At 36.5% G+C, this 24641-nt stretch carries 28 protein-coding genes, 1 pseudogene and 1 other annotated feature; of the genes and pseudogenes, 18 read left to right on the top strand and 11 right to left on the bottom strand.

The genetic code is table 11. The features are described 5' to 3' along the window. Nucleotide 1 precedes the first annotated feature (1 nt). The 9 genes from ACVWNY_RS11050 (at nt 2) to ACVWNY_RS11010 (ending at nt 6375) form a co-directional block, all read left to right on the top strand. Complete coding sequence (locus ACVWNY_RS11050; RefSeq protein ID WP_218326419.1) at nt 2-1114, top strand: ABC transporter ATP-binding protein; 1113 nt, start codon at nt 2-4, stop codon at nt 1112-1114. Nucleotides 1115-1123: 9 nt separating this feature from the next. Then, entirely contained in the window at nt 1124-1750 is a 627-nt protein-coding gene (locus tag ACVWNY_RS11045; RefSeq protein ID WP_218326417.1) for an ABC transporter permease, read from the top strand. After that, the gene (locus ACVWNY_RS11040; RefSeq protein ID WP_218326415.1) at nt 1751-2662 is read left to right on the top strand and encodes an osmoprotectant ABC transporter substrate-binding protein; all 912 of its coding nucleotides are present in this window, start codon (nt 1751-1753) and stop codon (nt 2660-2662) included. It begins immediately after the preceding gene. Continuing rightward, nucleotides 2659-3276 (top strand): ABC transporter permease, encoded by a 618-nt coding sequence (locus ACVWNY_RS11035; protein ID WP_218326414.1) that lies wholly within the window; start codon nt 2659-2661, stop codon nt 3274-3276. Before ACVWNY_RS11040 ends, ACVWNY_RS11035 begins: the two co-directional genes overlap by 4 nt. Before the next feature lie 645 nt (nt 3277-3921). Continuing rightward, the gene (locus ACVWNY_RS11030; protein ID WP_218326412.1) at nt 3922-4140 is read left to right on the top strand and encodes a hypothetical protein; all 219 of its coding nucleotides are present in this window, start codon (nt 3922-3924) and stop codon (nt 4138-4140) included. Nucleotides 4141-4326: 186 nt separating this feature from the next. Next, nucleotides 4327-4500 carry a hypothetical protein gene (locus ACVWNY_RS11025; RefSeq protein WP_218326410.1) on the top strand — a complete coding sequence of 58 codons (174 nt, stop codon included), beginning with the start codon at nt 4327-4329 and terminating at the stop codon, nt 4498-4500. 42 nt (nt 4501-4542) lie between these two features. Then, nucleotides 4543-4938: a BspA family leucine-rich repeat surface protein gene (locus ACVWNY_RS11020; protein WP_218326408.1), complete on the top strand. Its 396-nt coding sequence runs from the start codon at nt 4543-4545 to the stop codon at nt 4936-4938. Between the two features lie 179 nt (nt 4939-5117). Then, nucleotides 5118-5636, top strand: coding sequence for a hypothetical protein (locus tag ACVWNY_RS11015; RefSeq protein ID WP_218326407.1), 519 nt, complete (start codon nt 5118-5120; stop codon nt 5634-5636). Continuing rightward, complete coding sequence (locus ACVWNY_RS11010; RefSeq protein WP_218326405.1) at nt 5587-6375, top strand: hypothetical protein; 789 nt, start codon at nt 5587-5589, stop codon at nt 6373-6375. Before ACVWNY_RS11015 ends, ACVWNY_RS11010 begins: the two co-directional genes overlap by 50 nt. Nucleotides 6376-6404: 29 nt before the next feature. Here ACVWNY_RS11010 and ACVWNY_RS11005 read toward each other — a convergent pair whose 3' ends face one another. The 5 genes from ACVWNY_RS11005 to mvk form a co-directional block, all read right to left on the bottom strand. Then, nucleotides 6405-7751, bottom strand: coding sequence for an MFS transporter (locus tag ACVWNY_RS11005; protein ID WP_218326404.1), 1347 nt, complete (start codon nt 7749-7751; stop codon nt 6405-6407). 170 nt (nt 7752-7921) lie between these two features. Continuing rightward, nucleotides 7922-8965 carry a type 2 isopentenyl-diphosphate Delta-isomerase gene (gene fni, locus ACVWNY_RS11000; RefSeq protein ID WP_218326403.1) on the bottom strand — a complete coding sequence of 348 codons (1044 nt, stop codon included), beginning with the start codon at nt 8963-8965 and terminating at the stop codon, nt 7922-7924. A 1-nt stretch (nt 8966) separates the two neighbouring features. Further along, complete coding sequence (locus tag ACVWNY_RS10995; RefSeq protein ID WP_454071374.1) at nt 8967-10040, bottom strand: phosphomevalonate kinase; 1074 nt, start codon at nt 10038-10040, stop codon at nt 8967-8969. Next, complete coding sequence (mvaD, locus tag ACVWNY_RS10990) at nt 10037-11032, bottom strand: diphosphomevalonate decarboxylase (RefSeq protein ID WP_218326401.1); 996 nt, start codon at nt 11030-11032, stop codon at nt 10037-10039. Before mvaD ends, ACVWNY_RS10995 begins: the two co-directional genes overlap by 4 nt. Further along, nucleotides 11025-11969, bottom strand: coding sequence for a mevalonate kinase (mvk, locus tag ACVWNY_RS10985; RefSeq protein WP_218326400.1), 945 nt, complete (start codon nt 11967-11969; stop codon nt 11025-11027). The genes mvaD and mvk overlap by 8 nt, the downstream gene beginning before the upstream one ends. Nucleotides 11970-12247: 278 nt before the next feature. Here mvk and ACVWNY_RS10980 point away from each other — a divergent pair, with 278 nt between their 5' ends. After that, on the top strand, nt 12248-12913 hold the full coding sequence (locus tag ACVWNY_RS10980; protein ID WP_218326399.1) for a deoxynucleoside kinase: 666 nt from the start codon (nt 12248-12250) through the stop codon (nt 12911-12913). A 51-nt stretch (nt 12914-12964) separates the two neighbouring features. On the opposite strand, the gene ACVWNY_RS10975 is transcribed toward ACVWNY_RS10980, so the two are convergent. The 3 genes from ACVWNY_RS10975 to ACVWNY_RS10965 all read right to left on the bottom strand — a co-directional run bounded on the left by ACVWNY_RS10975 (nt 12965) and on the right by ACVWNY_RS10965 (nt 16362). Then, entirely contained in the window at nt 12965-13666 is a 702-nt protein-coding gene (locus ACVWNY_RS10975; RefSeq protein ID WP_218326397.1) for a YoaK family protein, read from the bottom strand. A gap of 82 nt (nt 13667-13748) precedes the next feature. Further along, complete coding sequence (locus ACVWNY_RS10970) at nt 13749-15002, bottom strand: cupin domain-containing protein (protein ID WP_218326395.1); 1254 nt, start codon at nt 15000-15002, stop codon at nt 13749-13751. Nucleotides 15003-15021: 19 nt separating this feature from the next. Next, nucleotides 15022-16362 carry an FAD-dependent oxidoreductase gene (locus ACVWNY_RS10965; protein WP_454071373.1) on the bottom strand — a complete coding sequence of 447 codons (1341 nt, stop codon included), beginning with the start codon at nt 16360-16362 and terminating at the stop codon, nt 15022-15024. Between the two features lie 379 nt (nt 16363-16741). On the opposite strand from ACVWNY_RS10965, the gene ACVWNY_RS10960 reads away from it, so the two are divergent. From ACVWNY_RS10960 to ACVWNY_RS10950, 3 genes are read left to right on the top strand one after another with little or no spacing between them, the layout of a single operon-like run. Beyond that, a complete protein-coding gene (locus ACVWNY_RS10960) occupies nt 16742-17674 on the top strand; it encodes a PLP-dependent cysteine synthase family protein (RefSeq protein ID WP_454071372.1) in 933 nt (310 codons plus the stop codon). A gap of 54 nt (nt 17675-17728) precedes the next feature. Further along, complete coding sequence (locus ACVWNY_RS10955; protein ID WP_218326391.1) at nt 17729-18283, top strand: hypothetical protein; 555 nt, start codon at nt 17729-17731, stop codon at nt 18281-18283. A gap of 2 nt (nt 18284-18285) precedes the next feature. Continuing rightward, the gene (locus ACVWNY_RS10950; protein ID WP_454071371.1) at nt 18286-19191 is read left to right on the top strand and encodes a magnesium transporter CorA family protein; all 906 of its coding nucleotides are present in this window, start codon (nt 18286-18288) and stop codon (nt 19189-19191) included. Nucleotides 19192-19292: 101 nt separating this feature from the next. Here the strand turns inward: ACVWNY_RS10950 and ACVWNY_RS10945 are convergent. Beyond that, nucleotides 19293-20102: pseudogene (locus tag ACVWNY_RS10945) on the bottom strand (Cof-type HAD-IIB family hydrolase). Nucleotides 20103-20209: 107 nt separating this feature from the next. Then, nucleotides 20210-20337 (top strand) — a sequence feature (ribosomal protein L20 leader region). A 22-nt stretch (nt 20338-20359) separates the two neighbouring features. Here ACVWNY_RS10945 and infC point away from each other — a divergent pair. The 3 genes from infC to rplT are packed head-to-tail and all read left to right on the top strand — an operon-like array spanning nt 20360 to nt 21520. Then, nucleotides 20360-20884 carry a translation initiation factor IF-3 gene (gene infC / locus ACVWNY_RS10940; RefSeq protein ID WP_218326388.1) on the top strand — a complete coding sequence of 175 codons (525 nt, stop codon included), beginning with the start codon at nt 20360-20362 and terminating at the stop codon, nt 20882-20884. 36 nt (nt 20885-20920) lie between these two features. Next, the gene (rpmI, locus tag ACVWNY_RS10935) at nt 20921-21121 is read left to right on the top strand and encodes a 50S ribosomal protein L35 (protein WP_010747119.1); all 201 of its coding nucleotides are present in this window, start codon (nt 20921-20923) and stop codon (nt 21119-21121) included. A gap of 39 nt (nt 21122-21160) precedes the next feature. Continuing rightward, on the top strand, nt 21161-21520 hold the full coding sequence (gene rplT / locus ACVWNY_RS10930; RefSeq protein WP_218326387.1) for a 50S ribosomal protein L20: 360 nt from the start codon (nt 21161-21163) through the stop codon (nt 21518-21520). Nucleotides 21521-21885: 365 nt separating this feature from the next. Here rplT and ACVWNY_RS10925 read toward each other — a convergent pair whose 3' ends face one another. After that, on the bottom strand, nt 21886-22542 hold the full coding sequence (locus ACVWNY_RS10925; RefSeq protein WP_218326386.1) for a CPBP family intramembrane glutamic endopeptidase: 657 nt from the start codon (nt 22540-22542) through the stop codon (nt 21886-21888). Between the two features lie 384 nt (nt 22543-22926). Beyond that, a complete protein-coding gene (locus ACVWNY_RS10920) occupies nt 22927-23133 on the bottom strand; it encodes a hypothetical protein (protein ID WP_218326385.1) in 207 nt (68 codons plus the stop codon). 304 nt (nt 23134-23437) lie between these two features. Here ACVWNY_RS10920 and ACVWNY_RS10915 point away from each other — a divergent pair, with 304 nt between their 5' ends. Further along, nucleotides 23438-23944, top strand: coding sequence for a hypothetical protein (locus ACVWNY_RS10915; RefSeq protein WP_218326384.1), 507 nt, complete (start codon nt 23438-23440; stop codon nt 23942-23944). A 19-nt stretch (nt 23945-23963) separates the two neighbouring features. Next, nucleotides 23964-24620 carry a hypothetical protein gene (locus ACVWNY_RS10910; RefSeq protein ID WP_218326382.1) on the top strand — a complete coding sequence of 219 codons (657 nt, stop codon included), beginning with the start codon at nt 23964-23966 and terminating at the stop codon, nt 24618-24620. Nucleotides 24621-24641: the final 21 nt, after the last annotated feature.

Below are 24641 nucleotides of genomic sequence, written 5' to 3'. Positions count from 1 at the left end.
GATGATTGAATTTACTGAGATAACAAAAAATTATGGCCCTTCAGCAGTTGCCGTCGAGAGACTAAATTTAAAGATTGAAGACCACCAATTTATCTGCGTGATCGGGACAAGTGGCAGTGGTAAAACGACATTATTACGGATGATTAACCGAATGATTGAACCTTCAAGTGGTGATATTGAAATAAATGGCCAATCAATTAACGATCTCGATGGTGATACATTAAGAAGAAAAATAGGTTATGTTATTCAAAATATTGGTCTATTTCCCCACATGACAATTAAAGAAAATATCATGATTGTGCCTAAGCTGTTGAAATGGTCAGAAGAAAAAAAATCCGGTATCGCTGAAAGATTAATTAAGAAGGTGGAACTCCCTCAAGATTATCTGGATCGTAAACCAGCAAATTTATCTGGTGGTCAACAACAAAGAATTGGCGTAATTCGTGCACTAGCGGCAGATCAAGATATTATTTTAATGGACGAACCTTTTGGCGCATTGGATCCAATTACCCGTGACGCTTTGCAGGAAATGATTAAACGCCTACAGCAAGAAATGGGAAAAACAATTGTTTTTGTCACCCATGATATGGATGAAGCGATTAAATTAGCTGACAAAATTATTATTATGGATCATGGCAAGGTCATTCAATATGATACCGCTGATGAAATTTTACGTAATCCTGCCAACGATTTCGTGGAAGAATTGATTGGAAAACGTAAGAAGAACAAACATATCGACAATCAAATTTTTGTTCAAGATTTAATGGGAACTGAGATTGCTAGTATCTCCTTAAGTAAGACGTTAGTTGAGGCGGTTAATCTGATGACTGAAAAAAAAGTGGACTCACTTTTAGTTGTTGATGAAAGTAATCGTTTAAAAGGTTTTATTGATATTAATGATGTCGATTGTGGATTAGATGACTCAGTCAATATTTATGAAATTATGCAGACAGAAACTGCCAGTGTAAATCAGAAGGAAAAAGTGGTTGATGTCATCGATCCATTATTAAATATGGAATTAAAATACTTGCCAGTTGTGAATGATGACAATCACTTAGTGGGAATTATCACACGTTCGTCGTTGGTTTCATTGATTTACAAAGAGTTGAAGTAGGTGAATAATATGATTAATTTTTGGAATCAATATGGTGCGGAAATTCTTTTTAAACTTTGGGAGCATCTGTATATTTCTTTTGCGGCAATTTTTTTAGGGATTGTTGTGGCTGTTCCATTAGGAGCTGGATTAACGAGACTAAAAAAAGGCTCAAACACGATTATTAATATTGTTGGATTTTTTCAAACGATTCCTTCGATGGCGTTGCTGTCGATTATGTTACCGATTTTTGGGATTGGGAAAGTACCAGCAATTATTGCCCTTTTTCTATACTCACTATTGCCTATTTTAAGAAATACATATGTCGGGATTCAATCAGTTGATGCTATTTATTTAGATGCGGCAAAAGGGATGGGGATGTCAAAATGGCAGCAACTTTTTCAAATAGAATTTCCATTAGCAGCTAGTGTCATCATTTCAGGTATCAAGGTTTCTGCTGTTTATGTTATTTCTTGGACAACCTTGGCAGCTTACATCGGGGCTGGTGGCTTAGGAGATTTTATATTTAATGGCCTTACCTTATATCGCATTGATTTGATTATGATGGGAACTATCCCAATTACTTTGTTGGCCTTATTAACAGATGCTGTACTTAGGTTTATTGAGTCACGAGTTACTGTGGGACGGGGTGAGTAGATGAGAAAGAAAATAATTGTTTTAACCATATTTTTTTGTACCTTTCTTGTTTTTGTGGGCTCAACTTTTTCTAAGAAAAATGACACGATTACGGTTTCTGGCGGAGTTACTTCAGAATCACAGATTTTAGGAAATATCGTGGTGCAACTATTAGAACACTACACGGATAAGAAAATTGTTTTTTTCAATAACCTAGGCTCCGCAAATATGATGCAAGCAGCCATGGAGCGAGGAGATTTAGATATTGCTTCTCCACGTTATACTGGAACCGATTTAGTGGGGACTTTAAAACTCGCGCCAGAAAAAGAGCCTGATAAAGCTTTAAAAATCGTTCAAGAAGAGTTTCAAAAACGTTATAATTTTGATTGGTTTCCTAGTTACGGCTTCTCCAATCAATTCACCTTTATGGTGACAAAAGAAACTGCCGAAAAGTATCATTTGAAAAATGTCAGTGATCTAAAACAATATGCAGCTGAATTAACTTTAGGAACCGACCAAACTTGGTATAAACGAGAGGGAGACGGCTATCAAGCCTTTACTGAAGAGTATGGCATGAAATTTCAGCGGGTCTTTCCGATGCAAGTAGGTTTATTGTACGATGCACTGGTAGCAAATGAATTAAATGTCATCCTGGGTTATTCTACCGATGGACGTGTAGGTAGTTATGAATTGGTGATGCTAGAAGATGATCGCCAATTTTTCCCACCCTATACTTGTAGTTTAGTGGCTAGCGATAAAATTTTAAAAGAAAATCCTGGATTAAAGGAAATTTTGAAGAAGTTAGATGGAACCATTGATACAGAAATGATGCAGAAAATGAATGATGCTTCAGATACTGAATTATTAGAACCAGCCTTAATTGCACGTCAGTTTCTAGAAAAAAATAATTATTTTGAGGAGGATAGCAGATGATTGATGGATTAATAAATTATCTCAGTGACAACTCTTCTTATATCATTAGTCAATTATTTACTCACTTATATATTTCGATTGTTAGTGTTGTTCTAACATTCTTAATTGGGTTTCCGATTGGTATTTTTCTTTCAGATAATAAAAAAATCGCGGGTATTGTTATAGGAATCATTAATGTTATTCAAACAATTCCCTCAATCGGTATGTTGACTATCTTGTTAATTCTATTAGGATTGGGCAAAAATACAGTAATTGCCACCGTAATCCTGTACTCCCTCCTACCAATTGTCAGCAATACTTATGTTGGTCTAAATAATGTGGACCCGACGTATGTTGATAGCGCCAAGGGAGTAGGTATGAGCCGCTTCCAAATTTTACTGATGGTAAAGATTCCGTTAGCCTTACCAGTTATTTTGGCCGGTGTCAGAAATGCTTTAGTGATTGCTGTCGGTATCACTACAATTGGTTCATTTGTCGGAGCTGGTGGCTTGGGAGATATTATTTTAAGAGGGATAAATATTACCGAAGGCGGACCGATAATCCTAGTAGGCGCTATATTATGCGCATTTGTTGCTTTATTTTTGGATCGTCTATTTGCTTGGATCATCAAGTAAAAAGCTGAACTTCTTGAAAACCATAAAATGAACCTCAAATCAAAGACATTTAATGAAAAACCATGTAGAAATATGAAAAGATATGTTTGATGCATCAGAAGTAATAACATGACGCTAAACCTGTACTGAGATAAAGAGTGCAGTTTTTTTCGGATTAGCTTGCAAAATAGTTAGGATTAAGCGCAGCATATGGTTGATTTTGTCTATCGATTGTTGGTGATTTTCATCATTTGGTAGTCTACATAAATTAACAGGTTTATAAGCAATCTGCTAAAACTCTACCAGGTGTTAGTATTCATTAGATAGTATACCGTAAGTACTGATAAAAATTCTTGGCTGATTTCAGAAGGTTGAATAGTAGAAGGTACTAGCTTTTACGGAAAATAAATGAATCAAGCAGGTTTTGAAGTAGAAAAACTTTGAGACCTGCTTTTTTATGTTTGAAATCTTAAGAAATCCACCCGTTTTTGGTGGGTTAGATCGTTGAAGGACACCAGCTGCTGAAAAAGTCTATCTGCTTAGTTAGTTTCTTTGTGCTATTGGAATTATTAGTCTTAAAATTAAAGAAATAATCAATTTCAAATTATTTTTTAGTGGATAAAAATAATGTTTTTTGGAATTGTGCTTATTTGAAGGAGTGAAAAAATGAAAACGGAACAAAAATTTAAGCGGATAAAATGGAATAAGCAACTGATTAGCATAATGGCAGGGATATTATTAGTAGTACAACTCGGCTTAGGCAGCTTGCCAGTCTTGGCAGAAACTCATCAGGAAAGCACAGATGAGACCCAAGTGCTGGAAAATTCGTTACTGGCAGCTGATGAAATTTTGGAAGAAGCCAACTGTGTCGAAAAAAACCGCTGAAGTAAAAGAAGTTGTACCAACTGTCGCAGCTCAGGTAGATAGTTTCGGTACCAAGAAGAAAATATTTTTACATGGGACACTTTAGGACCAGTAGCAACAATAACTGGGCTTTTATCAGGTGCTGTACTTGAAGAAAAAGATATCAGGATTCCGGCAGAATATGATAGTAAACCAGAGAAAATAAACTTGGCAGAAGTTTTTGGCGATCATCTAACTGCAAGTTCTAACTTATGGAAATTAAAAAGCTTCACGATTGAAAACTCTGCTGAGAAAACACCTGTTAAAATTTTAGATGATGATCTGACGGAGTTGTTTGGCCGGTATGACAATGGTGGTGGAAGTGGAAGACCAATTATTTAATCGATTGATTTTGGGAATGTAAATATTGAGAATGTGAAGAGTATGGCGAGACTTTTTTTTGGTTGTTCAAATTTGAAGATGATTAATTTGATCGGGGTAGACACTAAAAATGTCATAAATATGCGTGATATGTTTTACAATGTCAGCAGTTTAGAAAGTTTAAATCTTAGCAATTTCAACACAGCCAAAGTGATAAATATGTATTATATGTTTTCCGGAACCAGCAGCCTAGAAAGTCTAGATTTAAGTAATTTTAAAACAGGTAATGTGCTAGATATGTATTATATGTTTTCCGAAGTCAGCAGTCTAAAAAGTCTAGACCTTAGTAATTTCAAAACAGTCAAAGTGACAAATATGTCTGGTATGTTTAACGGAGTTAGCGCCCTTACCGAATTAAAACTTTCTAGCAATTTCAAATTTAAAGCTCACCTAACCTAAGGACACCAGACGGTACACAAAGATGGATCAATGATACTGAAATATTTGATTATGATACTGCTTTAACCACTTATCATAATGGGCTAACATCTGAGACACCAACAGTGACGTATCAAGTGCTAGATAACCCAGTAAAAATTACTTTTGATGTAAATCAAGGAGAGTAGGATTTTGACCCTGTGGAAGCTATTATCATCAATGGAAGTGAGGGACTAGCAGATCCAAAACTAGTTACCAATAATGGTAATTATGTGCCAACAGGATGGACATATAACAAGGGTGATGGCGATAAAGAAATGGTATTTGGCACAACGATCTTCACTAAAAGTGCGACATTTAAAGTGAAGGATTGGCGCAAACGAAATTATACTGTGATTCGTTATAGCGATGGTAATAAGACAGAGTTACAAGAAAATACGAAAGATTTTGATGAAGAATTACAACTTTCTGGGAATTTTGAAAAAGCTGGCTACACTTTGAGTAGCTGGAAAGATACTGATGGGAAAATTTATCCAATGAATGGACTTTTTTCTGCCGATGGAGTATCTGATGGCGCAACTATCGAACTATTTGCCCAGTGGAAACGTAAGCCTGTCACATTAACCAAAAATAAACTCATAGTATCTTTACCAACCGATAGCTCTTATGATGGACAAAGCCGTTCGGCAAGTGACGGATCCTATCACGATAGCAGCTGAATTAGTTATGGCAATCGCCAATGCGACAGGTGGGACTGAAAGTGATCTTGTGGAGATTATTTTTTGGGATACGATTACTTTAGATAATCCGATTGTCGTATCGAAAAGTACGAGTCATGTTTTACTAAAATCCCAGAATGGCAGTACTATTATTAGTCGAAACGCTGAAAATACACAAGAAATTTTTTCGGTAAATGATGATGCCGGCTTAACTTTGGAAAGTATAACGGTGGATGGTGGAAATAATTACACAGTCGAATATGTTTCAGGAAGTTTGACGGTAAATCCAACGACAAATCCAGACCCAGATCCGAATCCCAGTGATCCAGACCGTCTGCCACTTTATCGAGTATATAATAAAAATGATGGGGAACATCTATACACGCTGAGTCGACCAGAAGCACAAGGTCTGATTAATCTAGGTTGGCAAGACGAAGGCATCGGTTGGTATGGTGGGGAAACAACAGGCATTGCAGCTTATCGTCTTTACAACCCGAATTCTGGGGAACATTTTTACACTTTAGATAGAGCCGAATATGATTCGGTGGGACAAGCAGGTTGGAATAAAGAAGGGATTGCTTTTTACGCTGCAGAGAATACTGAGATTCCCATCCATCGCTTGTTCAATCCAAATGCACGAGATGCAGGATCCCATCACTATACTTTGAGTCTAGCGGAGAATGCGCATTTGATTCGTGAGGGATGGCGCTCTGAAGGTGTTGGATTTTTCGGGAAATAAATACGGCTTTAACGAAAACACGTCTCTACTTATAAAAGAGGAGACGTGTTTTTTCGATAGGTTTGTACAAAAAATAGAAAACCTAGTGCGAGGACAATAAAGAGTAGAATAAAGCCGTTTCTACTCCCAAATACCTCTGGCGTAGCAATGTTTTTTGGTACAGCAATAAATAGATGAGCGACCACGGTGGTGGATACTGCACCGGAAAATTGTTGTAAAGTATTTAAAATACTATTGCCGTCATCTTGTTGGTAGTCGTCTAATTGTGTTAGTGCTAAGGCCATGACATTGCTGACAGCCAAACCAAGTCCTACCATATAAAGAATCGTTAAACTTAGAAATAATGGGATATTATTTTGACCGATCAAAAAGATGAGCAGAAATAGGGCTAATGAAGATAAGAAAAAGCCACTGGCAATTGGTTTAAATGGACCAATTTTGTCCAGTAATATTCCAGCAATCGGTGCAACGACCGCTACTGTAATCGCACCAGGAAACATAAATAGACCAGCTTCTGTAGCAGTTTGCTGCAAACCTAATTGTAAAAAGTTAGGAAAGATAAATGAAATACCCAATGAAGCCGCTTGAAAAGCCAACGATCCATACATGAAATAGAAAAATTTCTTATTTTTAAAAATCGATAAATCCAGTAGATGATTCTGACGGTTAAAATAATAGAAGGTTAGTAAGCTGGCAATCGCTAATATCAACCAGAGCAGTGAAACTCGTTGGATGGCAATCAAGAGACTGGCCAAACCAACAGCTAAACCTAGGAAACTTTTTAAATTGAATTTTTCGTGCTTGCTGACTTTTTCCATCGACATCGCATAATAGCCTAAAACAAAGGAAAGAATAACTAATGGAATCAACAAAAGAAAAATCATACGCCAGCCAAAACTAGTTGCAATTATACCGCCGTAAGTTGGTCCAACTGCTGGAGCTAACGATGTTGTCATGGTGGCTAGTCCAATCAGTGTGCCACGTTTGTTTTTAGGTGCTTTCGTTAACACAATGTGATACATCAAAGGCATGGCGATCCCAGTTCCAGTTCCTTGGAAGATCCGTCCTAGTACTAAAACACCAAAACTAGGAGCAAGAAAACAAGTAATGACCCCTAATAAAAAGAGTAAATTCGCCGTAATAAATAATTTCTTCACCGCAAAGTTTCTCATTAAAAAGGCAGAAACAGGTACAGTAATGGCGAGAGCTAACAAGTTACTGGTGGTAATCCATTGTACAGTTGTTGTGTTAATCTGGAATAAACGCATCAAGGTGGGAAAGGTGACATTCATTGAAGTTTCGATTAACACCCCGACAGAACTCATAATTGCAGTGGCGATCACGGCTGGTAATAGCCGCCATTTTTTTGTTTCCATAATAAACTCCTAACTAAACTAAAAATCAGCAAAAAAAAGCTGATATAACAGGGAAAATGACTATTAAATAATTAGTCTTTTCTGTTCTTTGGCTGTTATCTTAGCTTGGTTTTAGTTCGGGGTCAATCAATTTGATTACAAAAAAAGTCAACGAAATAGGTTCGTTGACTTTAGCGTTGCGCGTATTGTTTTAAATCAATTCCTCGCAGCTCGGCCCATTCTCTTGGCTGACCGGAAATAATCACTGGACTTTTAATTAAATCAGCTGTTTTTTCACAGTTGGTTAAGACATATAAGTGTTTCAACTCATTTTTCCAACTTTCGATCATGGCGATGGTTTCATCGACCCCTTTTGACATTAATTTGTCTAAAAATGTCGCTGAGATACCGACAGATTGGGCGCCAAGGGTCAGAGCTTTAAAGATGTCAAAGGCATTGCGAATGCCGCCAGATGCTAGAATATGTCCATCGTGAGAAAAACTTTTGGCTTCTAGTAGGGAGATCACAGTGGATTGTCCCCAATTGTCTAAATAATCAAATTCTCTTTTTTTGCGGCGGGTGTTTTCAATCTGTGTAAAACTGGTACCACCATTGCCAGAGACGTCAATATTTTTAGCACCTAAGGCTAATAATTGCTGAATCGTTTCACGGGTCATACCAAAACCAACTTCTTTAATAATAATTGGTTTTTTGATAGTGGTAAGAATTTCTTTTAGATTGTCTTGCCAATCACTAAAATCCCAATCACCCTCCGGCATGACAATTTCTTGTGGCACATTTAGATGGACTTGTAGACCGTCTGCTTGCATCATGTCGATGACTTTTTCAGCATCTTGGGCATTTCGACCTGCACCAACATTGGTTAGTAAGAGTCCATCAGGGTTTTCTTTGCGGACCACCGAGTAGGAATCAGCTACGGCTGGATCTCTTAAAGCAGCAGAAGCTGAGCCAGTCGCCATCATTAAGCCGGTTTCTCTAGCAATAATAGCCAAATTTTGATTGATCTCTTTGGTTTTTGGACTACCACCGGTCATAGCATTAATGTAAAAAGGAAAGTCTAAATGGAAGCCAGAAAATTCAGTCGAAAGATCAACATTTTCCAATTTAGCTGAAACCAATGATTGGTGAACAAAAGAGACTGCGTCAAAATCATTATTTGTTTTTGTGTGGTAAAAAGCTTTCGCTAAGGATACGTGTTGGTCTTTTCGATTCATCTTATTCTCCTAAATGATAGACATGTAACGGTAACGGTGTGATGCCAGCTTTTTCCCAAGCACTCATTAAGGGTAAAATACCGGCTTTTTTATCGACAATCACGATGCCGCAATCACCGCCGCCAGCACCAGAAGATTTAGCTGCACCATGATATTTTTCAGCTAAGTCGCAGAGCTTTTTCAGTTCTTCTGTTTCGATCACAACGTTACTAATCGTAGTTAATTGGGCTAATAATCTTCGGTTTTCCCGAATTTTTTCTTGAACAGCTTCGATATCACCTTGTTGGAAGTTTTCAATCATGGCAGTCACACAAGCGTTGCTGTCTTTTAGAAATTGTTGATAGGCATTTTCTTTTTCTTCCCGGGACTGATGAACTTGATCGACCAAGTCAGAAGTTGAAGCAGGAGAGCCAGTCCAACCAATCAATAAGCGCAAATCTTCCGGTGCTTCTAACGGCTCGATCCGCAAGCAAGGCCAGTCGCTGGCAATTAGATCCGTAATTTTTTGCTGTTTCAAACGTTCTAAGACCCAATCATGATCAAAGGTTGAGAAGGCTAACCAACCACCATAAACGCTAGCGGCAATATCACCACAGGAACCATTTCCTTGAACGTTTAAGTGAGCCAATGTGGCTAACTTGAATAATTCTAAGTTAGATAATTGTAAATCATAAAATGCATCTAAGGCTTTAACAGTGGAAACTGTCACGGCACCACTAGATCCTAGACCATATTTTCGTCCATTGGAATTATCCAACTCGCTAATCACTTTCAAATCAAAGAAGGCTAGTTCTTTGCCTTTTTCTAGGGCATATTTTTCGGTAAAGTGAATCGCCGCTAAAATATAATGGAAGGGATTGTCTCGAATATCTAAAACTAGTTCGCCTTTACGACGAGTCCAACGAATCGGCATATCACTATATTGGGCAGATTGAATAGAACCACTTTTTTTAGCGGCCTCAATTGTAACAGTGATAAATTGATCGATTGCTACAATAATCGCCGGGTGACCTGGTTCCACTACAGCATATTCACCAGCTATGTAAAGTTTTCCTGGTGCAGAAACTTCAATCATGGGTTCACGTCTTCTTTCGTTAAAATTTCAATTCCTGGCCCTGCATGGGCGACAACTAATTGTTTTTCTGGAAATTTTTCTTTTAAGGTCGCGATTAATTGTTCTTCATTTTTTCTCTCCAGTAAAATTTTTACATTTGGTCCAGCATCCATGGTTGAATAACAAGCAAAGCCTTCAGCTCTTAACTGTTGGACAAATTGCATGATGCGCAAACTTTCAGATGACCAATAAGTAAAAGGTGGATTTGCTGCTAAAGTAGTGCCATGCATTTTTAAAGAACTGGCTTCGGTCACTTCACCGAGGGCGGTAAAATCTTTTTCATGGATGGCTTTTTTAGCTTTGGCTAAATCATGAGGGACTGAATCCAACCAACCTTGATAAAAGGCTGAAGTTTCAACTGTTCTTTGCATGCCATCACGACTAGAAACGGCTTTTTCTTGGTCGTCAACAATCATAAAAAGCATTGTTAATTCATTCTCCCAATGATCAGAGGCAATCGGAACAGCATAAGAAGTTTGATCATCTGTGCCTTGCAGCCATTCAGCAAAACCGCCATAAATACTGCGACTGGCTGAACCAGATCCGCGTCTTGCTAGTCGAGACAATTCTTGGCTAGACAAATTTAAATTTAAAGCTGCACTGGTAGCGCCAGCTAAAGCAGCCAAGCCACTAGCAGAAGAAGCTAAGCCAGCAGCTGTAGGTACGAAGTTTTGACTTTTGATTGTTGCAAACTGTTTTACTTGGTGTTTATCTCGTAAAACATCTAAAAAATTACTGATCTTTGCGGTTGCTTTTTGATCTTGTAACTTTTCATCTAAATAAAACTGATCAGCTGGGAAATCATCTGAAAAAGTCACCGTTGTTTCAGTGTAAAAAGCATCTAATGTTAGCGATAGACTATTATTCATTGGCAGGACCAAAGCTTGATCTTTTTTCCCCCAATATTTTATCAGGGCAATATTCGTATAAGCGCGAGCTGTTCCACTAGACATGGGCATAGGCTCCTAATCCTTCTACCCAAGTATTATTGGCACCGGCAGAAAGTAATGTTTCTTGTAAACGATGGGCACTTACCTCATCTTGCGCCAGCGCGATCATACAGCCACCGCGACCGCCGCCAGTTAATTTTGCTCCTAATGCACCATGGGTCAATGCCGTTTCAATCAAATGGTCTAAGGCTTGATTACTTGTTCCTAAAGTTGTTAAAACATGCTGTGCTTGATTCATATAATCTCCTAAACGTTCTGGAGAATTAGTTAAAATGGCTTGTCGGGCTTGTTTAGTTAGTGAACCTAGTTTATGAATATGCGTGCCGATTTTTTTAGGCATTTTTTCCATTAAAGTTGCAACATCTTTGACAGCTTTACGGGTTTGTCCTTTGATACCAGTATCGGCTACAACTAAATAAGCATCCATGTTTAACTCAAATGGTTCGATCCCGATTCTTTTTTGATAAAGAATAGGTGATACGCCGCTGATAGTGGTAGCGTCGATCCCACTAGGATTACCATGAGCAATTTTTTCAGCTTGATTAACAAAATATAAGACATTTGCTTGTGTTGCCGGGATGTCTAACAAATCGAAAAATGCCCGGGTAATTGATACTGCCACAGCGGCACTTGAGCCCATCCCACGTTCTGCTGGTACAGTGCTATCTATTTTTAAATAAAAAGGTTGTTGGATTTTAAATTGTTTGATCATTTGCCAAATAAGCACTTTGACACTGTTCATGCTGTCAGGTGCTTGACCGATTGGTCCGGTAAAAAAGCTGGACTCAATCCAAGACTCGTTTACGGGATGAAAAGAGATAGTAGTTTGAATACCAGTCCCACTAAAAGGTAAAGCAATGGCTGGTTCCCCATAAACGACTGAATGCTCACCCATTAAAATTATTTTTCCACTGGCATAGCCGTGACCATTTTTTTTCATAATCATTCTCCTAGAAAATTGGCAAAGCTGCTTACCAATTATTTATGTTGAGAAGTCCTCTCAATAAATGCAATCTATCCTATTTTACTCATAGTTTGCGAACAAGTAAATGAAAGCTTCTTATAGAAGTAGTAAACTGAAAAATTTTTTAAACATTTCCTTAAAATATTGTAACAATTTTATTGATTGTTAAAAATTGACACCACTAAATGTTGGGGGTATATTAGATAAGTTGAAAGAAGAGACACTATATTTTGTATGAAACGAGTTGGAGGTTCATGAGTGTGATAGTATTAGCTGGAACGATTGGTGCAGGGAAATCAAGCTTAACGGAAATGGTTTCAAAACATTTAGGGACAGATGCATTTTACGAATCAGTCGATGATAATGAAGTCTTGCCATTATTTTATGCCAATCCTGAACAATATGCCTTTTTGTTACAAATTTACTTTTTAAATAAACGATTTGATATGATAAAAAAAGCGATGCAAGCAGATCATAATGTTTTGGATCGTTCGATTTACGAAGATTCTTTATTATTCCATCTAAATGCCGATCTTGGTCGAGCAACAGATACGGAAGTAAAAGTGTATGATGAGCTATTGAAAAATATGATGGAAGAATTGCCTTTTGCTGCCTACAAAAAGCATCCTGATTTGATGGTTCATATCAAAGTTTCCTTTGAAACAATGTTAGACCGCATTGAAAAACGGGGACGGGAATATGAACAATTAAGTTTTGACCCGACTTTATATGATTACTACCAAGAATTAAATAAACGTTATGACCAATGGTTTGATAATTACAATGAAAGTCCAAAAATTCAAATTGATGGTGATGCCCTTAATTTTGTCGAAAGTAAAGAAGCCGAAAAAATGGTTTTAAAAATGATTGATCAAAAATTAGCCGAAATTGAAAGTGCTGAGTGGGCAAAAGAAGCATAAAAAAGTCGTTGAAATTCATTTTAGAATTTCAACGACTTTTTGTTTGAATTATTATGCAGCTGGATTTAATTTTAGTTTGTCATTACTTTTCTTTTCTAAATGCTTACCTTCAAGGTAAATGAGCGCAAAGATAATAATCGGGAACCACAAAGCTTTATTACCAAAATTAGAGGTTAATAATGTACCTAGCCAACCACCAAAACCGAACCCTAATAAAATTAGAGAATATAAAGCTGATTTTTGGAAGGCCCCAGCTTGTTTAAAGAAGCCCTTCATAAGATAGCTAAAAGCATTTTGAACAACTAATGTCACGGCAACATTACCATAAACTAAGTCTTGACCAAATTTATGGAACGCATTGCCTTGCATACCAGATATGAAGGAAATGATTATACAAATTGTCATAGTCGATAAATTGCTTGTTGTGATATTTAATGATAGTAAAAATAAGATAATAATTTCAATAATTAAAACTTTAAAAGACCAGTCTTTGGAATCTTCTCTTTGGATAACTGCTGTAATCGCTGCGCCAATTCCAAAAGCTAGAATAGTTGCTGCAACTGTAAAGAAATGCGACCAGTTTTTAGTTGCTAATGTTTGTCCTAATAAGATAATGTTCCCAGATTGAACAGTACTAAAGACTTTTCCAATAAAGTACGTATAGCCATCCATACCACCAGCTGCTACCGCAAGTAAGAATGCAATAATAGGGAAAGACATGTAAGGTTCGTTATTGTGTATATCGTTATTCATTTTGTTGATGTCCTTTCTTTGTCAAAAATATTTACGCTGACCTTAGTTACTAAAGCCAGCGTAACAAAATGAGCCACTTTTTTTAAAAGACGTCTTTGGCGTTTAAGCCGTTGCTATCTTCTGATTCGAAAGGATTGTTGCTGGTATGTTTTTTGACCTCTTGATTAATTTTATCTTGATCAAACCAAATAACTGGGCTTGGTGTTTCTTCTTGTGGCAAGCTTTCGACAAACTCTTTGGTTAAGTTCAAATGATCAGCCACGATTTGTGAAGGTGTAGTAGCTATCCATTTGTTTAGAGAAATATCTGAGTACTCAGGAATTTTAAAGACTTCTACAAAGATTAATTTTTCAGTTCCGGTATTTTGAACATAATGTCCTGCAACTGTTGGGACATAACCAACATCACCAGCACGATAGTCATAAGTTCTAGCTAATCCATTTGAATTGAAGACGGTCATCCGAGCTTCTCCTTGAATATAATATTGCCATTCAGCGCCTTTTGGATGCCAATGTAATTCCCGCATTGCACCAGGTTCTACTTCAACAATGGCTGCTGAAATTGTTTGAGCAGCTGGGAAAACTTTTGAATCGACAATCCAAACTCTTCCAGCTTCAGATTCAATTGGTTTTAATGAATCCATATGGAAAGTCAATGGTAGTGGTGTTTCGCCATTGTTGTTAGGACGTTTAACTTCTTCAATTGGTTTTGGTACTTCGGCTTTGAAAATATATTTTTCTTTTTTAGGTAAGCTTTCCAATTCAGAAACTTTCTTTTTAAAGTTTGCTGCTACTACTTCTGGTGGAGTATGAGCCAACCAATCAGTAATAAGCATCGTATTATTTTCAGAAAAATCTGGTTCGCTGAAGATCAGTAAAAATTCAGTTCCTTGATCTAGCCCTTGAATAGAGTGAGCCACACCTGCTTCAAAGTTCCAGATGTCACCAGCTTTTACGTCATCGATAAAAGATTTACCATTTTCATCAATGGCAGTTACGCGGGCATTTCCGTAAAGCATTAAACCCCATTCAGCTTCTTTATGCCAATGCATTTCCCGATAAACACCAGGTGCTAAGTTCATATCAACGCCGGCAACTTGATCAGATGCTGGAATTTCACGGTTCGTAATTTCTCTGGCCCAACCACCATCTTCTAGACGGTTACGAACATCATCGTAGCTAAAGCGCATATTTGGTAAAGTACCGTGGTCAGTTGCTGGAGGAGTTAAAAAATCTGGTCCTTCAATGTCACGCATGGTATCGTGTGGGCCACGATTGTAATAACCTTTGCCATCTGATTTACGAATTGGTTGTGGTGCATTTTCTTCATTGTTCATAGTAAAACACTCCTTTTTTTTAGAAAATTTTAGAAAAATCGCTTGCTAAGGAAGGATAAGCTAAGATCGTTTCCCGCAATTCCTGCTTGGTCATTTTCATTTTTAATAACAGGGTAAAATAATTAATGAATAAATCGGCTTCATTGCTTAAACTAGTGACACCGACAATTTGTTGGTCCGCCTTACGGATCACAATTTTTGCTTTGGCAATTGGTTCATTACTGCGATGATAGTTTAACCATTGATGCATATCGATTTCTTCAATTGAATAAATGTCTGGTTCCTTTAAAGCATCATTTACAAAGACGCCTGTTTGAGCAATTTTTGGATTACTAAAAACCGACATGGAGGCGATAGGATATTCGATCGGTTGTATTTTTTCATTAAGAATCAAATCAGCAACATAATTGCCTTGAAACTCTGCATAATTTGTTAGTTTTGGTGCGGTTGAATCATTGGAATCGCCAATGGCATAAACATTTGGATTAGTGGATTGTAAATATTCATTGACCGCGACTCCGTGAGGACCATAGGTGATACCAGCTTTTTCTAATGCTAAATTTTCAACATTAGGTATCCGACCAGCCACACAATAAATGACATTGGTTTCAAAAGTTAAGCCTTCTTCGGTAGTTACTTTAAATAAATCATCTTGTAGCTTTTCAATTTTTTTAATCGTATTGTCGAAATGATAATCCACACCACGTTGTCTTAGTTGATTGATTAAATCACCCACCAGCTCTTGGTCAAATGCTGCAAGAGCCCGATGATTATGCTGAAGCACATGGACTTGATCACCAATAACACTGGCAATATTAGTAATGGCAAAAGCGATAATACCGGCACCAATAATCGTGATGGAAGAAGGAAGGCTTTCTGCATTTAGAAAATGAGAACTGTACTGTAGATATTCTTTACCCTCAATCTCTAACTCTCGTGGTCTAGCGCCTGTAGCTAAAATGATTTTTTCACCATGGTAATCAACACCGTCCACGGTTACAGTAGTCGCATCCTTGAACTTGGCGCCACCATAGATGGTGGTGATTCCCCGTTCTACTAAATCTTGTTGAATCACCTTTGAGGTGTCTGCGATTTGTTTGTTTTTGAACGTCATTAGTTGTTGCCAATTAATTTCTGGGACTGTATCAAATCCCTTGCCTAAATGACCTTCGACAGCTTGTTTGGTTTCAACGGCAGATAATAAATATTTCTTTGGGGTACTACCGTGATTTGGCGTAGTGCCACCCCATTGATAAAATTCGATGATTGCTACGGATAAGTTTTTTTCTCGCAATCTTTTGGCAGTAGTTAGACCTGCGATACCACTACCAATAACTAATACATCAAAATAATTTTTCATTACGACCTCCAATCTAGCTTTAGTTCTAACAACAAGTCCAGTATAATCCTTTAAAAAAAAAACACTAAACGAAAACCATTTTAATTAAAATCTATTATATTTTTGAATTATATTTAACTTTTAAAAGCTATTTCAAAGAAAAATTGTGCAGCTTCTTTCATTGACTTTAAAAATGATAAATGCTAATTTTTATTCGAGGAGTGGAGGTGCAACATGGCAAATAGGCAATTATTAACTACAGTCTGTTGGACTATGGTACGCACAAAGTAGCATAGTTATTTATCATGTCTGTTACCCACATTCGAAGTAAAAGGTAGTTTTTACTAGCGGTGCTGATGGATAAGTCAGCACCCTTTTTGTTTAATAAAGGAGGAATAAAATGATTGTCAATCAAGTAGAACAATTAATTGGGAATACACCGCTGTTTGAATTTGCTGCGGAAGATTTTGGTGGCTATTACGGTACGAAGATATATGCTAAATTAGAATACTTGAATCCTGGCGGTAGTATCAAAGACCGCTTGGGAGAATATTTACTAAAAGCAGCAATGAAAGCTGGAAAAGTTCAGTCTGGTACGACTATTATTGAACCAACTGCTGGAAATACGGGTATCGGTTTAGCATTAGCCGCCATTCCATTGGGGTTGAAGGTCATGGTGGTGGTCCCTGAAAAATTTAGCCTTGAAAAACAACAATTAATGACTGCTTTAGGAGCAGAAATAGTTCATACAAAAACAGAAGATGGCATTATTGGTGCGATTGCTAAAGCACAGGAATTAGCAAAAGAGATCAAAAATAGTTATGTCCCGCTACAATTTGAAAATTTTGATAATCCGGCAGCATATTATCAAACACTAGGCCCAGAAATTTTTTCAGAATTGGCTGGTGAGCTGACTAGTTTTGCAGCTGGTATCGGTAGCGGTGGTAGTTTTGCTGGGACGGGAAAATTTTTGCAAGAAAATAGTATGAATCTCCGGTTAATCGGGGTAGAACCAGAAGGCTCGATCCTAAATGGTGGACCAGCTGGCAGTCATGAGATTGAAGGCATCGGTGTGGAATTTGTGCCGCCATTTTTAGCAGAACTTCCCGTCAATGAAATTTATACAATCAGCGATTTAACGGGTTTTACTTATACAAGAATGTTAGCTCAAAATTATGGATTATTGGTAGGTAGCTCTAGTGGTGCAGCGCTGGCAGCCGCGATTGAAGAAAGTAAAAAATTACCGGCTGGCAGTAAAATCGTGACTATTTTTCCAGATGCAGGTGACCGCTATTTATCAAAAAATATTTATAGTCCAACTTTATTTGATTAATTTTTTAATAGAAATTGGTATAATTAATGATGAAGAGAAAAGGGGTGGGAAATTTTGGGTCAAACAATTTTAATTGTCATCATGATGTTATTTTTTATTCGCGAACAAACAAGACTATCAAAAGTCTCCCGCTGGCAATTTTTCATCTTACCATTGTTTTCTGCTTACTTATTTTTCAATCACTTAACTACGACTATTCACTTAGGTGCGTTTTTAGGCATTGCGGTAATAAGTCTGATGATTGGCTTTTATCAAAGTCGCAGTTTAGTGGTGCGAATAGTTAATGAAAACAGATATTTTTTTGTGATCGATGGTAGAGAAAGTCCGATGTATCAGAAAAATCTTTATAGTAAGAGTGGTCGAACATATTTGATCGGTTGGCTGCTAGCATTTGCTTTTCAAATAGTTATAGCAATCTATTTTCACGGATTCAATCGTGGTTTCTTTTATGAATTGGCTGATGTTTTCAGCTTAACTGGGACAAAAGCTGTTTGGTATGCTTGGGAGATTTATTTTGTCTCAAGTTTCAGTTATTTATTGTTTGCTATTAGTAAATCTAAACGTTTAAAAAATGCCCTATTGAAAATTAATCAAGAAGTTGGAGAATAATGATGGAAGTCAAACAAACATTTAATGCCGAAAAATGTTCTTGGATCAATATCGATACAACTAAAGCCCATGAAGTGGAAAATTTAAAAAAAGCTTTGTCGATTAGTAATGAGATGTTGAACTATTCATTGGATAAAAATGAACGGGCGCGAGTGGAGTATGACGCTGAAGATGAAGCGCTGTTGGTGGTTTTCAACGTGCCACATTTAACAAAAACTGATAATCATTACGAGACTAGTCCGATGTCTTTTATTATGAAAGACAGTTATTTTATTACCTTTGTTAATGAACGAACTGATTATGTAGAAAAAATCATTGAGGATTTATTAAAAAAAGATAGTCAGCAAACTACGGCCAGCTTGTTATTTCATAGCTTGTTTATGATTTCCGATAATTACTTTCCATTAATCGATGAAGTCAACAATCAAAGAGTGGCTCTAAATAAAAAATTACGCCAAAAAACCACTAACAAAAATTTGTTAGAAATGTCCGACTTAGAAATTGGTTTGGTGTATTTAGTAACTGCGACCCGACAAAATACAGTTTTATTAGAACAAGTCAAAGCCCAAACGATTTACCAAGCTTTCAATGCCCAAGAAAAAGAAGAGTTAGATGATGTATTAATCGAAGCGCGCCAAGCGGTGGAAATGACTCGCTTAGCTAGTGACATTTTAGATCAATTGTCTGGAACCTACAATAATTTGTTAAACAATAATTTGAATGACACGATGAAAATATTGACTATTTGGTCTTTACTACTAACGATTCCTACTATTGTAAGTGGTTTTTTCGGAATGAATATGCCGCTGCCGTTTGAAAATTCAGAAGCTGGTTGGATAATTTCACTAGTGATCAGCTTAGCGTTGTCAGCATGGTTGATTATTTTATTGTGGCGCAGAATTAAATAAAACAGCACGTTTTTCGGCGATTATGTACCGATTCCCCAAAGTTTAGACCAAAAATCTAATGTTTTGGGGGTCACTACATTTTCCGAAAATGTGCTGTTTTTTTATAGAATAAATTTTTCAATCATTTCAGCAATCGCACTTTGATTGTGGTCTGCCGTGGTAGTAAATGTTGCTAATTTTTTAACTTCAGGAACTGCGTTAGCGACTGCTACACCTAAGGCTGCAGTTTCCAGCATACTCAAATCATTGATATTGTCACCAATCGCAATGGTTTGATCCAAAGGGACGTCTAAATGCTGCGCTAATTTTTTCAGCGCCGCTCCTTTGGTTACACCAAGAGGATTAAATTCCATGTAACGATTTGAAGAATAACTAATGTCTAGTTGTGCTTTTAAATCTGCCGGAATAAGCTTTTCTAGTGATCGTAAATAAGTAACATCACTATTTTGAAAAATTATCTTGTAACAGGTTTGATTTTTTTAATTCGAAATATCAGGTGCCGCTAAAAGATGGTGCTGGGGACTATTGTTGTAGAAGTCCAGCATTTCACTAGCATTATAAATATACGACATCTCAAAAGTATTAACATGGATAGCCACATTTAAATCTTTGCCGATCTCAAATAAAGCTTGAATCATTTGAAAATCCATTGACGTTGAATCAAGTAATTTGGCCCCATAATTTTCCATGATGATGCCACCGTTGAATCCGATCATGTAATGTTCCTTTTGGTTTAAAGCTTGCAATTCAGTTAGAGTAGGTTCAATAGAACGATAACCCCGACCGGTTGTAGGGACGAAATAGACACCTTTTTCTTTTGCAGCAGCAATGGCTTGTCGATTTCTTTCAGAGACTTGTCGCTGGCTATTTAATAAAGTTTCATCGAGGTCACAAGTAATTAAACGATACATAGTTGAGCTCCTTTAGTCGATTGGATAAATTTATTATAGCAGAAACAGAGAAGTCTTTTAGGTCTTGACATAAAGGTTAATACCCTGTATAATTGAAAAAGTTGAGAAAATGAAAGCAGAAGCACCCGCTTCTCGCCTTACGCGAAAACATCGCTGGGCTAGATAGGAAGTCTTATTCTTAGGAGTAAGTACGACTATGTGCGGGTTCGTAAAGAACTCGTTTTTTTTCGCTTTCTCTCAAAAAAATTCGGAGGTGAATGACCATAGCAAAGGATATGATGGTAAACGACGGCATTCGTGCAAGAGAAGTACGATTGATTGATCAAGACGGCGAACAATTAGGTGTAAAATCTAAAGTTGAAGCTTTACAAATTGCTGAAAAAGCAAATCTTGATGTAGTTCTAGTCGCTCCTGGCGCAAAACCACCAGTAGCAAGAATTATGGATTACGGAAAGTACCGCTTCGAACAACAGAAAAAAGACCGTGAATCACGTAAGAAACAAAAAGTGATTAACACAAAAGAAGTTCGTTTAAGTCCAACAATCGATATTAATGATTTTAATACAAAACTTCGTAATGCTCGTAAGTTCTTAGAAAAAGGTGACAAAGTGAAAGCTTCGATCCGTTTCAAAGGCCGCGCCATTACCCACAAAGATATTGGTCAAAAAGTTCTTGATCGCTTAGCTGAAGAAACAACTGACATTGCGACAGTTGAGCAAAAAGCGAAGATGGATGGACGTAGCATGTTCTTAGTGCTGGCACCGAAAGAGAAAAAAGACTAGCAAGTCACGAAAAGATTTTGAGGAGGAAAATTAGTCATGCCAAAACAAAAAACACACCGCGGTTTAGCAAAACGCGTAAAACGTACTGGTAAAGGCGGTTTGAAACGTTTCCGCGCGTTTACAAGTCACCGTTTCCACGGAAAAACTAAAAAACAACGCCGTCAATTACGTAAAGCAAGCATGGTATCAAAAGGCGATTACAAACGTATCCGCCAACAACTTGCTCGCATGAAGTAAAACTAAAAATCAAGATGAACTATTTAGGAGGAAATCAACATGGCACGTGTTAAAGGTGGAACAGTAACTCGTAAACGTCGTAAAAAGACTTTAAAATTAGCTAAAGGTTACTACGGTTCTAAACACACTCTATTTAAAACAGCTAAAGAACAAGTAATGAATTCATACAACTACGCATATCGCGATCGTCGTCAAAAGAAACGCGACTTCCGTAAATTATGGATTGCACGTATCAACGCTGCAGCTCGTATGAATGGCTTAAGCTACTCAAAATTAATGCATGGCTTAAAAGTTGCCGGTATTGAAATCAACCGCAAAATGTTAGCTGATTTAGCAGTTAACGATGCAGCTGCTTTCACAGCACTAGCTGACCAAGCTAAAGGATCTTTAAGTAAATAATTTTTAAACATTGATTTAACAATGTTAAGCCCACTATTTTTAGTGGGCTTTTTTTGTTTTCTAATAATTTCCCTTAGTTCTTGATACCAATCGATAACTGATGATGAATTATAAAGAGCAGAGCCGTAGTTAAGCTTATTTTAATTTTTATGAAAAAGAATCTAATGTAACTCTTACCTTCACCTGTACTTGAAAGTGTATAGTTTGTTCTATTCAATTTAACTTTGGTGAAATATTGGAAAGATGGCTGTTCACCATGGTAGCTATTGTTGTGATTGGACTGTCATTAAACCAAATAAAAAAAGGTAGAAATGTAAAAAAATAGCTTAGTCGGCTATTTTTTTTGGGATGAAATAATATTAGATTTAAAAAATTAAAAGTGCTAAATCCCAAAGCATGTGAATGACGATTGGGACGAGAATATTTTTACTTTTTAAAAATGTAACTGAAAAAATAATACTCAATATCAAGACATTAATGAAGCCACCGGAAGCAAAATTTTGAATGAAACTTCCTGTTTTAACCCAAATAGGAAAATGAATACATAAAAACAAGACCGAAGAAATAAGAACCGCAGGGATCGTTGTAGTTTTTAATAACAACGCATTCAGCAACCAACCTCTAAACACCATCTCCTCGGTAATTCCCACAAATAAGAAGACACCAATTAAATCAGTTGCATTAAAAGAATTGCTAAATTGCAAGCTGCCATGTTCAACCCATTCTCCCAAAATAATATAACTAATCATCAAAAATGTAATCAAAATATAAGGTGCGACACGAAATTTATTTGTAAAAATTTTATCAAAGGGTACATATAAAGAATCGTGATATTTTTTCATCAAAAGAAAAGCTGGAACAGTCCAAGTCGCAAATTTAATTAATGAACCAGATAATGCTTGCGGGAAGGGTGTGGCAAATAATTGAAAGCCAGATAATTCATAAAAAGACCACCATAAAAAGAAAATCACGAGATAAATGCCGATTATTTTTGTGGGCACTTGTTTTTGGAGGTTTGTCATAGAAAACTCCTTTGTATATTTTCTGAAATAATTCTATCTCAAATACAAAAGGAATAAAAGAAAATATTCCCTCACCAAAGTGTTTTTTTCACCGACCAATAAATCATGCTCAAGACGATGAAAATCAGTCACCCAAGATCATACAAAAAATTGACCATTATTTCAGCTGCTGAAGTTGCAGAGTGAGCACTTCTATATTAATCGGTGTCGTTTTGTTAAAGACTAATTCATCCAAACTTATACCAAAAAATCGAGCCAGAGCTACCAATTTTTCTAAATCAGGTGTCGTGTCTCATAATTCTCATTTTGAAATTGTCTGTCGCGAGATGTAAAGTTTGTCGGCAAGAAATTCTTGCGAGATTTTTTTTTATCAAATTAATTAATTTAGCTTGAAATTCGATAGTCAAATAAGAAGTGATGTTTTACGACTAATTGATAAATTCGTTCTTCAATATCTGTGAGTGTAGAAAAATTTCGAGTGCTATTTCGATAATAAATACTTCTAGAAATACCGAATAAAGAGGTTAAGCGAGTAATAGCTAGCTTTTCAGTGTGTTGATTGATGAAACGAATAATGTTTTCCGCGGTCACCACCTTTCCTGGTAGAAAAAATTATTAAAGGTGCATGGGTTCATTTAATAGATTACAGTGAATAACTTGTCTACATTTACATTACAGAGTTAAACACCTCAATAGGTTTTTCAAACAATGTATCTGGACTTAAATTTTACCCAATCAACGTATAGTCAGAAATTAACACCTATTAAAAAAAAATGAATAAAAGCTTTCATTAAGGGGTTCATAGCCGATTTTAATTCTCTTTTTTTCCCTCTTTTTTTTACAAATAAAGCCGAGGCAATTAAGATGACTTTACTGAAAAGAAAGAAGGAATTTTATGAAAAAAGTAGCATTAATTACTTATAATGAAAAAGCTGTTAATTATGAAGCCTTTTCTCGTTTAAAAGAATTATCAAATGGGAAAACACTGGTCATTAAACAGGCTGCCATTATAGAAAAAGATCGTTCTGGAAAAAAAGTCTCTATTAGAGACGGTGTTGATTATGAAAGCACGGATCGAATTTTACGTGGCGGATTAATCGGTATGATTATTGGGATACTAGCAGGTCCTTTAGGTATCTTATGTGGGTGGATTATTGGTGATGTTGCAGGAATGGGCTCAAATTATATTAAAGCAAAAAAGACAACAACTATATTTGATTCCATTAGTCAAGTATTAGACGATGGTTCTGTGGGCTTACTTGTATATATGAATGAATCAAATGAAGACATTATTGATACTATGCTAGTTAAAGACCTTAATGGAGTGATTGTAAGATTCAATTATGAAGAAGTAGAAGCAGATATTGAGCTAGCTAAACAGCATGAAAATACAAAAGCATAGGAAGTGGATAGTAATGAATATGAGAAAAAAGGTAAGTCTTAGTATTGTAACATTAGCAGCAATTGCGACATTAGGTGCATGTGGTACAACAAAAGAAAAAGTAGATAATGTTTATGGAGATTCTAGTTCACAAAAAACAAATAAGGAAAAAGATGGTGTTGTTGAAACTGAAACAAACGAAAAGCTAAAGTATGATGGTTACTTCAAAGACATAGTGACACATGATGTTGATCCTCGAATTGAGACAAAACTGTCTTACGATACTGATTACGAAAACACAGACTGGGATAATATCACATTTAAAGTAGATCATGCAAAATTTGTTACTGTTGATCACTATAAGGACACAGATGGCACACCTTATAAAACGTTAGCATCGCTTCATTACAAACTTGAAAATGAAGACTCATCTGATAAACATATTACACCAGATACTGCTGAATTGGTGATGAAAGATGGAGAACATGTCAAGGCTGAAATCTTTATGAATGTTTGGGATGACGAAGTTTTAACTTCACACAAACATAAAGATGGCTACATGCATTTTAAAGTAGCAGATGAGAAGAAATTGGAAGAAATCAAAGCTATCGATATTACCTTTAAAGCTAAAGATAGCGAAGGAAATGAAGTGACGCATACTTATACTGTAAACATGCCTATAGATGCTGAAAAATAGAATTATGGTCAGATGTGATTA

The sequence above is a fragment of the Enterococcus sp. JNUCC 77 genome, from assembly GCF_054819945.1.
The sequence above is the reverse complement of the archived record's forward strand: the minus strand, read 5'-3'. Positions and strand labels throughout refer to the sequence as shown.